Source organism: Prochlorococcus sp. MIT 1342 (assembly GCF_047304495.1).
Lineage (GTDB): Bacteria > Cyanobacteriota > Cyanobacteriia > PCC-6307 > Cyanobiaceae > Prochlorococcus > Prochlorococcus marinus_D.
This window is the reverse complement of the sequence record NZ_CP138957.1, coordinates 1,619,901-1,634,310: the sequence shown is the minus strand read 5'-3', so window position 1 is coordinate 1,634,310 and position 14,410 is coordinate 1,619,901. Positions and strand designations below refer to the sequence as shown.

Genomic DNA, 14,410 nt, shown 5'->3' with positions numbered 1-14,410 from the left:
TGATCGCTAATTCGTAAATGTCTTGATGATCATGGTAATGATTTGCCTATACTTTTCTTATTAAGCGTATAGTTGGTTGTCTTTTCTAGAAGTGCCACTACGCTGAATGATGAGTGAGCCTGTAGCAAACACAAAAAATTCAGTGTTCACCTTTCGAGGTAAGCGCTATGACTTGAATTCCTTGCCGCAAGAGCTTAAGGATTTAGTACAAAGCTTGAGGCAAGCTAATGCTCAGGTGCGCAAGCATAATGACACTTTGAAGGTGTTAGTCGTTGGACGCCAGAGGCTTTCAGATCAGCTCAATGAGAAGCTCAACGGGATTCCTTCACTTTCTGATCCCGCTTGATGCTGCTGTCAGGTGGGGACGACAGCAGCAGCTTCTTTTGGTGGGCTAGCCCTCTTCAAATTGATAGTTTTTGGAGAGTCGGAAGACAGTGCCTGAGAGCAATACCAGTGCAATCAAGTTAGGAATTGCCATCAGCCCATTGAGTGTGTCAGCCACGTCCCACACCACGCCGCGATTGCCCGCAACAGCACCGATCACAACCACAGCGACCCACACCAGGCGGAAGGGAAGAATGGCTTGCACCCCAAAGAGATATTCGGTGCAGCGTTCGCTGTAAAAGCCCCAGCCAAGAACTGTTGTTAGCGCAAACACCACGAGCCCAGCCGTCACGACCCACCCTGAGCCTGCAAGGCCGCTGTTGAAGGCAGCAATTGATAGATCAGAGCCGGACTCACCACTCTGATAGGCCCCGGTGGTAATAATCACCAGCGCCGTCATTGTGCAGATGATCAAGGTATCGATGAAGGTTCCAAGCATGGCGACAGTGCCCTGCCGCACTGGGTCATTGGTGCTTGCGGCAGCGTGAGCGATTGGCGCACTACCGAGACCAGCCTCATTGGAGAAGATGCCGCGCTTGAAGCCCATCAGGACCACTTGGGTCAACGTGCCGCTGGCAGCGGCTTCGCCTGTAAAGGCATTGGAGAAGATCGTTGAGAACGCTGCTGGTACTTCGCTGATGTTGCTGACAATGATCACCAGGCAAGCAATCACATAAAACAACGACATCAAAGGAACGATGGCGGATGCCGCCTGGGCGATGCGTTTGATGCCGCCAATGATGACTCCAAAGACAAGTACTCCAAGCACAGCACCCGTCAACAGCCGAGGGATGCCGATCGTGGCTAAAGCACTGGAGACTTCAAACGATTGCACGCCATTGCCGATGCCAAAGCCTGCCAGCATTCCAAACAGGGCAAAGAATCCGCCCAGCCAAGCCCAGTTTGGACCTAGGCCATTGCGGATGTAGTACATCGGACCACCGACATGGTTGCCGAGGGGGTCTACTTCGCGGAAGTGAACTGCAAGTAAGGCTTCGGCGTATTTGGTGGCGATGCCAAAAATGGCAATCAGCCACATCCAGAACACAGCCCCAGGGCCGCCCATGGCGATTGCAACAGCCACACCGGCGATGTTGCCTGTGCCGATCGTGGCAGCCATCGAGGTCATCAGTGCCTGGAAGGGACTGATTTCGCCCTCGCCAGAGGAGGTTGGTTGGCGAAGCAGCATGCGCACGCCATAGGGGATGCGCAGTAAGGGCATAAAGCCCAGCCCAACCATCAGCAAGATGCCGGTGCCTGCAATCAAGATCACTGTGGGCCAACCCCAGGCAAAGCCGTTGATCGGATTATTGATGGCCTCGACGGCGTCTTCCAGTCCGCTTGGGAACTGTCCGAGTTGTAAGGATAAATTCGTCAAGAGCGGCACTGGCAACACATCCATTTTTGCAAAGGCTCTCAAAGATGGTCTCAGAGGCTCCTGCTGAGGGCAATGTTCTTATCAGCTGGCCTTTGAGGTTGTTACATCAGTAGTAGACAGCGGTTTTTCAAAATTGGCCATTTGTGGTGCTGCTTGGGAGGGTTGTATGGCAGCACAGCATTGTGTTGTGGTCGATTTCGAAGTCTTTTTCTTTGTCGCTTCAAGTTTAAGAGTGACTTAATCCTTTCTCATGCCGATTGAAGGACAGTATTTTTTAGGGAGTCTTGGATTGAGTTGATTTGGCTCGTTTGAACAAGGTCGTGCTGAAAGATTTTTTCAAGACAGTCTTGGGAAGACCATCGTTTTCGATGCGACGTTCCTTGGAACGCACCAGCCTGATGGCTGTATTGCTGGGATATGGTCTGTTGCTCTATGTCAATTTAACGCTGCAGCCTTTGCAGCAGAAGCAGCGACAAGAGCGTGCATTTGAACACGCTAAAACCATTCTAAGAGACTCAGAATCTTCAATCCTTCGAGATGACAGTGACTCATCTTCAGGTCAAAGCATTGACGCAAAATTGCTGCAAGAAGTTCTTGGTCACCTGTCTTCATATCGTTCGGAAATTTGTTTGCACCCTAAAGGGGGAGATCGAGAACTGGTGACGCGAGAGTTGATTGGTCATGACTTCATCGATAAGAACCCTGAGATACGACTAGCCTGTGAGAGGTTTTCTCAGTCTGGATCGACGCCAATACTATATGGATCAGATTTGGGTCAGTATTCAGTTGAAAGTGGGGAGATTAAGTTGCATGGAGAGGCTTGGCAAATGTATCTTGTTGATGACATCACTGAGGAAATTGAATATCAGCAAATCCTTGCTTGGGTCCTTACACCAACAGCAATTTTGGCTTCTTTGATCACAATTTTGCTCACACGTGCAGGCATTCAAAGAGGCCTTCAACCTTTGGATGATTTTGGCGAGATGGTTGAATCAGTAACATCTGGCTCGTTGGATGATCATCGTTGTGAGCTAGAGCGGGAGCCTCTAGAACTTAAGCCGCTTGCTGCTTCATTTAATGCGCTTTTGGATCGTTTGGCTGACTCTTGGAATCGTCAAAGAAAGTTTGCCAATGCCCTCAGCCATGAGCTACGTACGCCGATCACGTTGATCATTGGTTATACCTCTAGGGTGTTACGCCGCTCAGGCTCTCTCAGCGATGCTCAGCGGCATCAATTGACGATTGTTGATGATGAGACTCGTCGTCTCGGACGTTTAATCACTGATCTCTTGGATATTGCACGTGAGGAATCAGGCACGTTGGCGATTTCTTCTGAATCGTTTGAGGTTGGGCAAATTCTTGAGCAAGTTTTTGCTTTGAATCGTTTTGAGCATGATGCTCGCCTGCTTTTGCAACCAATCGCACCGGATCGTCAGCTTTGGGCTCTTGGCGATCGTGATCGTGTGAAGCAGTGTCTTGGCAATTTGATTGAGAATGCTTTTAAGTACAGCCCAGCAGACAAGACTGTGGAATTGAGCTGCAGCAGTACGCATGAGCATGTGAGCTTGCAGGTTCGAGATCATGGCCCTGGCGTACCAGAAGCAGATCGTGAATTGATTTTTGAGCAGTTTCAGCGCGGTAGTAACACAGCACAACAACCTGGTAGCGGCATTGGCTTAGCAGTTGTGCGTTCGTTGGTAAAACGGATGGGAGGCCGCGTTTGGGTTGAGAATGCTGCGGATGGCGGAGCGATCTTTGTGATTGAGTTGCAACGTTGCCAGCCGCCTGATCCTGAATAGAGTATTTATCCCCGCAACTCTTGCGCAGCGTTGATCACTGATGGGCTTGTGAGTTTGATCAATGCAGTGGATCAGAGCCTGTCTTATGCCACGGACTCAACAAGATCACTGGAGACAGCCTCGTTGATAGCGACGAAGTCACCAGAATCCTCATCGCTGGCCTCAGCGCTGCTGGTGGAATAGACCTCATCGAAAGATAGCGCCGAGCTTGAGGGTTGATAGACACTGTTTCCGCCATCGGTTGCGGTGATGCTGGAGGAGGAGTCTTGGTGTGTTGCCACCACTTGCTGGAGAACAGCGAGAGCTTCTGCGTTGTTGGAGATCGGGTTGGCGTTGAAATGAACGATGTGATCAGGAGTGTTGCTTGGGATGAGGCCGTCGATGGAGCTTGTGCCGGTAATTGCGTCATAACCATCGCTGTTAGCAGCAGAGCTGCTCTCTAAAAGGCTGGAGGCGCCTGTGGTTGCCGTGATAGCCGTTGGCTCTGCTGCTGTAGGCGTTGTTGCTGAGTTGGTGGTTGATGCGTCTATATCGGAATCGATGGGCTCGCTGATGGCTGGTTCTGTTGTTGGTTCTGTTGAATTGAGTTCTGCTTCTGCAGTGTCTGCGGATTCACCGATAACGAGCTCTGCTGTTAATGCTTTGCTGCCTTGCTCGAGATCAGCTTGATCGGCTTTGAGTGTATCGCTATCGCTTAAAGAGATTGTTGCTGTAGATAGGTCAGAGCTTTGCTCAGACATTTGGTCTTGCCGATGATCATCAAATTCATCTGCTTCGAGATCGCCATATTCGATGAGCATCTCTTTGACGTGTGTCATCGCTTGCTGTTCATTGATGTAAGTTCCGCCGATTGCTTCGATTACATCTTTAACTTGTTGCTCGCTCGCTGTTTGTAGATCAAGCTCAATATCAGAGAGTGCTGCTCGCGTTTCTGCCGTGATCACGATGCCATCACTGGCATCATGGTTCTGATCAAGAGATTGCAGGAAAACGGCCATATTTTCGACGTATTCATCATTTAAGTTTGTTCGTTCTACATTGGCAATGTCTTGCAAAAAGGTTGTGCCAGAAGCAACATCCTCTGCAGTGGCAATACCAAGAGAGGCGCGGCCAATCGTAAAACTAATTTCATCACCATTGACATAGTTGAAATAACCATCCTTTGTGGTTAGGCCAGTGATGCCAGATGTTGTTAAATACTCAACCCCTTCTACGATGCCATCAATTAAGACAGAAGCGCTTGTTGTTGTCGTCGCGCTGCCATTGGATTCGGTGACGGTTACTGAGGCATTGGCAGTGAAGTTGAAAGGCCCAGTTTTAGTGAGTGTGAAGACTTGAGCAGTGCCAGAGACAACATTGTCAATGGTAAAGGCATTGCTGGAGACCGTAACAGCAGAGCCACCACTATCTTTCACGGACGTGCTATTAGGAAGAGATGAGATGGTGATATCGCTTAAGCTTTCACTGCCATCAGTATCAGCAAGCGTTGCAGTGGCTGAAAACTTCCGCTCGAAATTTGTTGAATTTGAAACGACAACACTATTGAAATTGTTGTAGGTGATATTGCCGCCTGTAGAGAAGTTGACTTTGTTGATTGTGTGTGAGCTGTAAATATCAGAATTGATCACCAACGTATTTGTGCCGCCATCACCGCTTACCGATGAATTTGTTCCACTGCCCCAACCCTTGATGTAAACAATGTCGTCACCACCGCTACCACTGATTGCGCCAACATTGGAGTTTGCTGAATCTTGTATTTCTATATAGTCGGCTGCATTGGTGCCATTTTTTGTTTCATTTGAATTGAGGTAGTTGTCAATAATTGCATTTAAGCCACTTGCACCTGCTGGCACTGAAGCACTTGTGGCACCTGAGAATCCTGATGTGGTGAGCGTTAAGCTGGCTGCAGAAGCTTTGGTATCACTAGCGCCATTGTTTTCATACCAAGCAATCGTGTCGTCTTCTATAGAGGCAGAAACGATATCGAGGTCGCCGTCACCATCCATGTCGCCAATATCAAGACCTCTTGCACCATTGGCACTGGTTGCAATGCTTGCGTGGGTAAAGTTTGGATCAGCAGCGCCATCATTTTCATACCATGAAACTTGGTCGGCGACATAATTAGCGGAGACGATGTCTAGATCACCATCACCGTCCATGTCGGCAAGATGGATGCCAGTTGCTCCGTCAGCGTTGGTGTAGAGATTACTTGCTGTAAAGCTTGGATCAGTCGAGCCATTGTTCTCATACCAAGCGATGGTGTCGTCATCTCTTGAGGCCGAAACAATATCAAGATCACCATCGCCATCAAGATCACCAACGTGTACTTCGTATGCGAAATCTGCATTTGTATCAATATTGGCTTCAGTGAAGCTGGGATTGGCAGCCCCGTCGTTCTCGTACCAAGCAATCGTGTCGTCATTAGCAGAAGCAGAAACGATATCTAGATCGCCATCGCTGTCGAGGTCAACAACATGAACCGCCATGGCTCTGTCTGCATTTGTTGTGATAGTGCTGATTGTCCAGCTTGGATCATCCGCACCATTGTTTTCGAACCAACGAATCTTGTCGTCGGCATAAGAAGCCGAGATGATATCTAAATCACCATCACGATCTAAATCTGCCAAATGAACATCCTGTGCTCCATTGATGTTGGTGGCGATATTGGTTGCGCTCCAGGAGGGGTTGGCAGCACCATCGTTTTCATACCAAGCAATCGTGTCATCGATATAAGAGGCAGAAACGATATCTAGATCGCCATCTCCATCGATGTCACCCGAGAAAACTGCGTAAGCACCATCAGCGTTGGTATCAATGTCAGCAGCAGTCCAAGTGGGATTGGCGGCGCCATCATTTTCATACCAAGCGATGGTGTCGTCATCTCTTGAGGCTGAAAGAATGTCTAAGTCACCATCGCCATCAAGATCAGCCAAGTGAGCATCCCATGCCCCTTCAGCACTGGTGGCGATATCGCTTGCTGTGAAGGAAATGCTGTCGTCATCAGTGATTGTGAGCGTTCCAGTTGCATCACTGATGGTTGCGTTATTAGAGGGATTGGAGAGAGTGAGCGTGACGGTTTCATTGTTTTCGGGAGAACTATCAGCAAGCACTGGAACCGTGAAGGTTGCTGTTGTATCGCCAGCGCTGATGGTGACAGTTCCGCTCGATGAGGTGTAATCCGTGCCTGCTATGGCTTGGTTTTGGACATTGATATCAGCAGCATTCGATTCATACCAAGCAATCGTGTCGTCCCAAATAGAAGCAGAGACAATATCTAAATCGCCATCGCCGTCTAGATCAGCGACATGAACATCGTAGGCACCATCAGCACTGGTGGCGATATCTGCTCCCGTCCAAGAAGGATTGGCCGCACCATCGTTTTCAAACCAAGCAATCTTGTCGTCATTTTGGGAAGCCGAGACAATATCTAAGTCGCCATCGCCGTCTATGTCAGCAACATAAACATCTGCCGGTCCATCAGCACTGGTGGCGATATCAGCTGCGCTCCAAGAAGGATTAGCCGCCCCATCGTTTTCATACCAAGCAATCTTGTCGTCATGGGTAGAAGCCGAGACAATATCTAAATCGCCATCGCCATCGAGATCGCCAACATGAACACTCAAAGCCAAATCAGCATTGGTGGCGATATCAGCTGCAGCCCAAGACGGATTAGCGGCTCCATCGTTTTCATACCAAGCAATCGTGTCGTCAAGACCAGAAGCAGAAACGATATCTAGATCGCCATCGCCGTCCATATCAGCGACATGAACATCCTGGGCATACTCAGCACTGGTGGCGATATCAGCTGCTGTCCAAGAGGGATTGGCCTCACCATCGTTTTCATACCAAGCAATCGTGTTGTCGTCTTGAGAAGCGGAGACAATATCTAAATCGCCGTCGCCGTCCATATCAGCGACATGAACATCGTGGGCACCAGCAGCACCGGTACCTGCGTCACCAGCAGCCCAAGAGGGATTGGCTGCTCCATCGTTTTCATACCAAGCGATGGTGCTGTCGTTTTGAGACGCCGAAACAATATCTAAATCGCCATCGCCGTCTAGATCCGCGACATGAACACCCCAGGCAGCTAGAGCACTGGTGGCAATGTCAGCTGCAGCCCAAGAGGGATTGGCTGCTCCATCGTTTTCATACCAAGCGATGGTGCTGTCGACATTAGAAGCTGAGACAATATCTAAATCGCCATCGCCGTCCATATCAGCAACATGAACATCCCTAGGACCATCAGCACTGGTGGCGATATTGGCGGCAGTAAAAGACAGCGATTGATTGGAGCTTGCATAATTAACCGTGACATCTGCAGCAGCAGCAGACGACAATGTCACCGTAAAGGTGGCATTGGCTGCATTTTCATTTGATGTGGTGACATCATTAATGGAGAGGGTTGGTAGCGCAACGCTGGTGAAACTCAGGGATGTTGTATCGGAGATGCCTGCATAGGAATTGCCTGCCGCATCATCAAAAGCTGTTGCAGCAACTTGAAGGTAGTACTCAGTAGCAGAGGAGAAATTACTGCCTGGGTTGATGGTGATCTGGTTGGTGCCAGTGCCTGTGACTTGGCCACTGGTCACAGCAATGGTTTCGATCGTTGAGTTATCAGCTGTTTTCTTGATGACGATGTTGCCGCTTTCAGCATCAACAGCTTCTGAGAAGTTGAGCACGATATTGCTATCAAGAGCGATGGCCGTTGCGTTATCAGCCGGCGATGAACTGTTGAGGGCGGGATTAACGGTGTCAGCGCTGGTGAAGCTCAGGGATGTTGTATCGGAGATGCCTGCATAGGAATTGCCTGCCGCATCATCGAAAGCTGTTGCGGCAACTTGAAGGTAGTACTCAGTAGCAGAGGAGAAATTACTGCCTGGGTTGATGGTGATTTGGTTGGTGCCAGTGCCTGTGACTTGGCCACTGGTGACAGCAATGGTTTCGATCGTTGAGTTATCAGCTGTTTTCTTGATGACGATGTTGCCGCTTTCAGCATCAACAGCTTCTGAGAAGTTGAGCACGATATTGCTATCAAGAGCGATAGCAGTTGCGTTATCAGCCGGCGATGAACTGTTGAGGGCGGGATTAACGGTGTCAGCGCTGGTGAAGCTTAGGGATGTTGTATCGGAGATGCCTGCATAGGAATTGCCTGCAGGATCATCAAAAGCTGTTGCAGCAACTTGAAGGTAGTACTCAGTAGCAGAAGAGAAATTACTGCCTGGGTTGATGGTGATCTGGTTGGTGCCAGTGCCTGTGACTTGCCCACTGGTAACAGCAATGGTTTCGATCGTTGAATTATCAGCTGTTTTTTTAATCGTGATGTTGCCACTTTCAACATCAACAGCTTCTGAGAAGTTGAGCACGATATTGCTATCAACAGCGATAGCAGTTGCGTTATCAGCGGGCGATGAACTGTTGAGGGTGGGAGCAATGGCATCACCACCACCACCACCACCGCCACCGCCGCCACCGCCGCCACCGCCGCCACCACCGTCACCACTTGTGCTAGTGGCAGGGGTAGTAGTTGTTGTTTCTGTTGTTTCTGTTGAGTCAGCGGTTGTGGCGGTTTCGTTGCTGACTGTTGTTTCTGTTGTGTCTGTTGTTTCTGTTGAGTCAGCGGTTGTGGTGGTTTCGTTGCTGACTGTTGTTGGTTCTGTTGTGTCTGTGGTGGTCTGGCTGGTTTCTGTTGTCGTTGTGGTTTCTGTTGTCTCGATGGTATCTGTGATCTCTATTGTCTCTGTTGCTTCGACGTCGTTGCTGCTTACAGCCTTTGCCGATTGGGTGAGTGGTGTGATTTCATTTTTAATCAAACGATCAATGTCTATTGAGCTGGTTGTGATATCTAAGTTAATGTCGCGGTTTGTTGTGAAGTCGGCTATTGCGACCGGGCTGATTGCTAGTGGTGCGAAGCTGATATCGCTACGCATGAAATGTTGCTTGTAGCTGATGGATGCAATGCCTGGCAGATGTGAATGGGTACGCCAACTTTGCTCTTGAAAGTTAATGAAGGCTTTACTTGGTGCGTCCTTTTGCAGCTGCTGTGATCTGGGGCTGAAATCAGGGCTGGCGAATGCTTCTACATTTGCCTCCGAGACGCTTGACGCAAATGGCTCTTGAACGGATTGAACGTTGGTGGTTTGCCTGTTTGCAGCATCAGTTGGGCCTGCTTTGAGGGCAGCCAGACCCTCGAGATAGGTTTTATAAAAGCTGCGGGTCAGGTTTGCAAAGCTTGCTGCAGCCTGCTGCTCGAGTGAGACAGCAGAGGTTTGCGGCTCAACAGCAGCCTGTTGAGCCGAAGCCGTGGTGTTTGTTGAAGTGTCAGTGGCAGGTGACACCCTGGGAACTTTGACCAGTACTGAGTATTAAGACTAGCCCTGGGAATGACAATGATCTTTGCAAGCGGGCTGATGGCAGCATTTCGGGCTGATGGGCGGGTCGATTGCGCGCACGGATTAGTTGAGTAGAAGCCCCTTCTATCCAGGGATGTGCCGAATCAGCGCTTCCATGAGCTGGCTGGCAGCTGCTGTGTGCTTGCTGGACAGCTCTTTGCCCTGGGGTCTCAGCCTTGATCGCTTCACGACATGGCAATGGCTGCACAGCTCAGTTGCCTGTGAGGAGATGTGTTGCCTTGATCTGTTGTTGTCTTTTGAGCTAGGCCGCAGATCGATGCTGATGAGAAGAGAGTTGAGAGTTGAACGTTTGCGTTGATCAGCTGCAGAAACGGGAAGAGCCGAGGGTGTAGCACTCTTCATTGATGGCCTCATCACCTCTGTAGCCGCTCACGTAGGTGGTATCACCAATCACATAGCTAGTGAGATCAACCTGCTTTCCATTCACCGTTCCGCTGCAGTAGGTAGAAGAGCCAATGGTGTTGCAGCTAGTACCAGCTTGTGCAGTTGGTGTGATCAAAGCAACGCTTGAGAAGGCGAGGAGTCCAGCGGTAAGAGCAGCGTTGAAGGCTTTCATGGCTAGGAGGTGAGGTGGGTTGTCCCCTGTGACCACACCCTCTCAATTTCGGCGGCTCAATACACCTCATATTTGGGGAGGAGTTGCTGAGATTTGGCCAAGAGTTGCTGAGATTTGGCAAAAAGAGTCTGAGATTTGTCTTAGCGAGGCAGGCAGAGATTGGCATAAAGGCTTGCCTTGCAAGCGATCTAGGGCTTGGCGTTGATTCGAACTCTGCACAAGAGCGTGCATGGTTGCTTCTCTCGGCTGGAGAGCTTTGGGATCCCTGTAGGCCTTTGGCGCAGCGTTTTGATGTGGATTGCAGTCAGTGGAATCACGGCATCGCTGGATCTGTTGATGGCCTAGATCAGTCGAACAAAGAGAGAGCTCTGGTGATGGTGAAATTGATCAGCACGTTTTTGGGGCCCATGACTCAGGGGATGAGGAGAGGGTTTGTAGGCCTCGAGCTTTTCCTGTTCAGCTCAGAGAACCGCATCGTTGAACTTGAGGTGAGGACTTGACCTGATGCTTGCTGAGCATCGAGAGCGGTTGAGGCCCTTTGATGCTTCCGTGTTCTCACTCCCTATGGAGACTCTGATCGGGGGCTTCTCTGGTCTTGTTTGCTTCCTCTTCTATGACTGCCAACTCCGATCAGTTTGAGCAATCGAACAATGGAACCATGAAAGAAAGGAACCATTGAACAATGTGACAACGCTTACATATTGATCGCGTTCGATAGGGTTGGCAGCGCCTTAAAAAGGCCTCCTTGCTTTCTTAAGCTGGCATTGACTTCCCAGGAGCCAATGACATGGAGACACTGAAAAGCGTTGTGCTTCCTGTGGTTACGGCAGCTGCTCTGCTAATCGCTGCTTTGTCTCTTGCTTTTATTGCCTTTAGTTTGGCGCCTGTGGCGCACTGGGCAAATAATCAAAACATCTGTGTTGAACAAGAAATCACGAAGTCGAAGGCTCCTATTTCCTGGGGTGTGAGGAAGTGCAATGGCCGCTCAAAGGTTTATCAAGTGCAGCCAACTTGATTTTGCGGGGGCCTGTGGAAAGGCCCCCTGAGCCACAACGGGTCTCCATCGTGCCCGTATCCCATTTGTGCAAGAAGAGATCTAGTGGCTTTCCCTAGCCATAGCCCAAGGCATTTGGGATGTCATTGGGGTGAACCAGACAGTGCTTTGACTTGACTTGGCTGATTATCAAGAGCCTTTTGAGCGAACTAGCAAGACTGGGCTCGCCTGTTGATTGCTGTCCTTGAGGTTGCATCGCAAGAGGTATTGGGTAGAAAGCAGATCAGCATGCGGTCCAGCAACCATGTCTTTGATCGAGCGTTGGGATGCGATGAGCGACGAAACAAAGACAATCGTCAAGAAATTCGGTGCGTTCTCTCTGCTTCTCTTCGTTGCTCTCTCGGTTCTTAGAGCCCTTGTGCCTTTGGCGATTATTGCCGCCGGTGGCTATTGGGCTTACAAGGAGTTAGCGAAGAGGGCTTGACGCACTTCCTATCCCTGCAGTAATACATATTTACTACTGAGGGGCGTTATGGGTGGCAGTTCAGCATGTGAGCCAGAAGGTTGGTTGATTGATCCCAACAAGCACTGGTCCCTTCGCTTTCATCGCGATCAAAAGTCTTGGAGCAGCGATCTGTTTGTGTTTATGGATAAAGGGCGAGCAATGCCTGACGGGTCTCCTGCCTTGCTCAAAAGCAGGAGGCATTTACCGAAGCGTGATGCCGTTGAGATCTGGAACAAGTTGAGGGCAGATGGATGGCACCGTGTGGAGCCGCAATGGGGGCTTGGCTTAGACCCTTGAGACATCAAGAACAAATCTGAACAACTCGTCCTAAAAACCTGCTAACTGCTTGAAAGATCTTGAAAACAGGAGATGGGTTTTATTTCTCTCAATCGCCTCATCGGCACACCAAAAGAAACTTTTGAGGCCTCTTGAGGGCCCTTGGATTTGCGTAGGTCCCGGGTTCAATGCCCTCGCCGGGATTTGAACCCGGGACCTCTCCCTTACCAAGGGAGTGCTCTACCACTGAGCTACAAGGGCATGTGGAAGGTGGGCCGGGTTGGATTTGAACCAACGTAGGCAGAGCCAGCGGATTTACAGTCCGCCCCCATTAACCACTCGGGCACCGACCCGAACCACACCTGCTGACATTACCAGCAGATCGCACCTTTGTGGCTGAATGTCTGGGAAGGTCTTGTGGGGATCGATACGATCCATTCACCCCCTTCATGCTTCAGGGCCATGCGACTGCTGCTGCTCAACGGCCCCAATCTCAACCTTCTCGGTCAACGAGAGCCTGGTGTTTATGGAGTCATGACGTTGAAAGCGATTGAGGCAGACCTGCTCGCTCAGGCGGAGGCAGAAGCGGTTCAGCTTGAGTGTTTCCAGAGCAACTTTGAAGGTGCTTTGGTGGATCGCATCCATCAAGCCATCGGCCAGGTGCAAGGAATCCTGATCAATGCTGGGGCCTATACCCATACCTCGATTGCTTTACGGGATGCTCTGCTCGGAGCAGCGATTCCATACGTGGAGTTGCATCTCAGCAATACCCATGCCCGTGAGGGCTTCCGCCATCACTCTTATCTCGCTGATCGCGCTGTGGGTGTGGTGAGCGGTTTTGGTGCATTGAGCTATCGCCTTGCTTTGGAAGGCTTGCTGGCTCATTTGCGTCAGCCGCAGCAGGCTCTATGAGTGCTTTTGCTGCTGCTAAGACGTCAAACGCCACGATCAAATGGCTGGCGGCTCCCACCAGTGATGCTTGGTTGGAGCAGGCGATTGCTCATCCGCTCGAGCTGCTGATTGATCACGCTCATTGCGAGCGCAAGGCGGCCGGTGCCGTCGTGCAATTGATGTTTCGCTACTTGTGTGAGCCTGGGCTCGCAGAAGTTCTCAGCCCCTTGGCAAGAGAGGAGCTGGAGCATTTTGAGCGTGTGCTCACGTTGCTTAAGGCCAGAGGGCGGTATCTGGAGCCTCTGGCTGCACCCCCTTATGGCGCAGTGTTGGCCAAACAGATCCGTAGGGATGAACCGCAGCGCATGCTCGATAGTTTTCTGGTGGCAGGGCTGATCGAAGCCCGTAGCCATGAACGCATGTCGTTGCTTGCCACCCACCTAGCTGATCTGGAGTTGCGTCAGCTCTATGCAGATCTACTGGCGAGTGAGGCGCGTCATTTCGGCCTCTATTGGAGGCTCTGTGAGCAGCGTTTTCAGCGTGAGCTGATCATTGCTCGTTTGCAGGAGTTGGCAGAGGTGGAGGCAGGGATCCTCGCCAACTTGCATCCTCAGCCGCGCATGCATAGCTGAAGCCAACTTCAGCCTCATGGCAGCTTGGCGAATCTCTCGGCGATCGCATCCCCTGTGAAGTTTGCAATCCAGCCTTCTGGGTTATCGAAGAAGCGCACAGCACAAAACTGTGGCTTGCTGCCCATATCGAACCAATGGCGAGTTCCGGCAGGCACGTTGATGCAGTCGTTTTGTTCGCAGAGCACTTGCAGCACTTCAGCGCCGATGTGTAAGCAGAACAAGCCACACCCTTCTACAAAGAAGCGAACTTCGTCTTCGGCATGCGTGTGTTCGGCTAAGAATTTTTGGCGCAGCGCTTCACGATCAGGGTGGTCTGGCGTGATTCGGATTGCATCCACCGTGGGGTAACGGCCATCAGCCTGCACTCGGGCGATCTCGACGGCGTAGGCCGCAAGGATGTCTGACTCGCTTGGGTTCTGATGGAGCTTGACTTTGGCTGGCCAACGCTGGAATGCAATGCCCCGTTTGGCCAGCTCGGCTTTGATCACTGCAGGATCATCGCTCTCCAATAAGGGTTCCGCCTGGCTTGTGGCGTTGGTGCTGCCTTCGGGGTGGATGCTGAGGCGACTCATTCCCAGAGGTTGA

General features: G+C 50.7%; 14 protein-coding genes and 2 tRNA genes. 9 read left to right on the top strand and 7 right to left on the bottom strand.

All coding sequences use genetic code 11. The features are described 5' to 3' along the window. Nucleotides 1-109: 109 nt before the first annotated feature. The gene (locus tag SIB79_RS08395) at nucleotides 110-346 is read left to right on the top strand and encodes a DUF6447 family protein (RefSeq protein ID WP_063403487.1); all 237 of its coding nucleotides are present in this window, start codon (nucleotides 110-112) and stop codon (nucleotides 344-346) included. A gap of 45 nt (nucleotides 347-391) precedes the next feature. Here SIB79_RS08395 and SIB79_RS08390 read toward each other — a convergent pair whose 3' ends face one another. Further along, nucleotides 392-1,786: an alanine/glycine:cation symporter family protein gene (locus SIB79_RS08390; RefSeq protein ID WP_081215644.1), complete on the bottom strand. Its 1,395-nt coding sequence runs from the start codon at nucleotides 1,784-1,786 to the stop codon at nucleotides 392-394. A gap of 344 nt (nucleotides 1,787-2,130) precedes the next feature. Between SIB79_RS08390 and SIB79_RS08385 the strand changes: the two genes are divergently transcribed. Further along, complete coding sequence (locus SIB79_RS08385) at nucleotides 2,131-3,561, top strand: sensor histidine kinase (RefSeq protein ID WP_063403526.1); 1,431 nt, start codon at nucleotides 2,131-2,133, stop codon at nucleotides 3,559-3,561. An 83-nt stretch (nucleotides 3,562-3,644) separates the two neighbouring features. Here the strand turns inward: SIB79_RS08385 and SIB79_RS08380 are convergent, their stop codons facing one another. Continuing rightward, on the bottom strand, nucleotides 3,645-9,896 hold the full coding sequence (locus SIB79_RS08380) for a beta strand repeat-containing protein (protein WP_063403486.1): 6,252 nt from the start codon (nucleotides 9,894-9,896) through the stop codon (nucleotides 3,645-3,647). Between the two features lie 169 nt (nucleotides 9,897-10,065). Between SIB79_RS08380 and SIB79_RS08375 the strand changes: the two genes are divergently transcribed. Next, the gene (locus SIB79_RS08375) at nucleotides 10,066-10,269 is read left to right on the top strand and encodes a hypothetical protein (protein WP_155724626.1); all 204 of its coding nucleotides are present in this window, start codon (nucleotides 10,066-10,068) and stop codon (nucleotides 10,267-10,269) included. Here the strand turns inward: SIB79_RS08375 and SIB79_RS08370 are convergent, their stop codons facing one another. Beyond that, nucleotides 10,270-10,527, bottom strand: coding sequence for a hypothetical protein (locus SIB79_RS08370; RefSeq protein WP_063403484.1), 258 nt, complete (start codon nucleotides 10,525-10,527; stop codon nucleotides 10,270-10,272). Between the two features lie 233 nt (nucleotides 10,528-10,760). On the opposite strand from SIB79_RS08370, the gene SIB79_RS08365 reads away from it, so the two are divergent. The 4 genes from SIB79_RS08365 to SIB79_RS08350 all read left to right on the top strand — a co-directional run bounded on the left by SIB79_RS08365 (nucleotide 10,761) and on the right by SIB79_RS08350 (nucleotide 12,323). Continuing rightward, complete coding sequence (locus tag SIB79_RS08365; protein ID WP_155724625.1) at nucleotides 10,761-11,027, top strand: hypothetical protein; 267 nt, start codon at nucleotides 10,761-10,763, stop codon at nucleotides 11,025-11,027. Between the two features lie 287 nt (nucleotides 11,028-11,314). Next, a complete protein-coding gene (locus SIB79_RS08360; RefSeq protein WP_011826774.1) occupies nucleotides 11,315-11,542 on the top strand; it encodes a hypothetical protein in 228 nt (75 codons plus the stop codon). A gap of 283 nt (nucleotides 11,543-11,825) precedes the next feature. Further along, nucleotides 11,826-12,005 (top strand): hypothetical protein, encoded by a 180-nt coding sequence (locus tag SIB79_RS08355; RefSeq protein WP_041374894.1) that lies wholly within the window; start codon nucleotides 11,826-11,828, stop codon nucleotides 12,003-12,005. A gap of 48 nt (nucleotides 12,006-12,053) precedes the next feature. Continuing rightward, nucleotides 12,054-12,323 (top strand): DUF1651 domain-containing protein, encoded by a 270-nt coding sequence (locus SIB79_RS08350; protein ID WP_011129573.1) that lies wholly within the window; start codon nucleotides 12,054-12,056, stop codon nucleotides 12,321-12,323. A 168-nt stretch (nucleotides 12,324-12,491) separates the two neighbouring features. On the opposite strand, the gene SIB79_RS08345 is transcribed toward SIB79_RS08350, so the two are convergent. From SIB79_RS08345 to SIB79_RS08335, 3 genes are all read right to left on the bottom strand, one after another. Beyond that, nucleotides 12,492-12,563 (bottom strand) — tRNA-Thr (locus SIB79_RS08345). 10 nt (nucleotides 12,564-12,573) lie between these two features. Next, nucleotides 12,574-12,655 (bottom strand) — tRNA-Tyr (locus SIB79_RS08340). Continuing rightward, a complete protein-coding gene (locus SIB79_RS08335; protein WP_255327626.1) occupies nucleotides 12,618-12,740 on the bottom strand; it encodes a hypothetical protein in 123 nt (40 codons plus the stop codon). Before SIB79_RS08335 ends, SIB79_RS08340 begins: the two co-directional genes overlap by 38 nt. A 24-nt stretch (nucleotides 12,741-12,764) precedes the next feature. Here SIB79_RS08335 and aroQ point away from each other — a divergent pair, with 24 nt between their 5' ends. Next, nucleotides 12,765-13,214, top strand: coding sequence for a type II 3-dehydroquinate dehydratase (gene aroQ / locus SIB79_RS08330; RefSeq protein ID WP_041375201.1), 450 nt, complete (start codon nucleotides 12,765-12,767; stop codon nucleotides 13,212-13,214). Next, the gene (locus SIB79_RS08325) at nucleotides 13,211-13,825 is read left to right on the top strand and encodes a tRNA-(ms[2]io[6]A)-hydroxylase (protein WP_063403482.1); all 615 of its coding nucleotides are present in this window, start codon (nucleotides 13,211-13,213) and stop codon (nucleotides 13,823-13,825) included. Before aroQ ends, SIB79_RS08325 begins: the two co-directional genes overlap by 4 nt. 14 nt (nucleotides 13,826-13,839) lie before the next feature. Here the strand turns inward: SIB79_RS08325 and SIB79_RS08320 are convergent, their stop codons facing one another. Next, nucleotides 13,840-14,397 carry a 1,2-dihydroxy-3-keto-5-methylthiopentene dioxygenase gene (locus SIB79_RS08320; RefSeq protein WP_063403481.1) on the bottom strand — a complete coding sequence of 186 codons (558 nt, stop codon included), beginning with the start codon at nucleotides 14,395-14,397 and terminating at the stop codon, nucleotides 13,840-13,842. Between the last annotated feature and the right edge of the window lie 13 nt (nucleotides 14,398-14,410).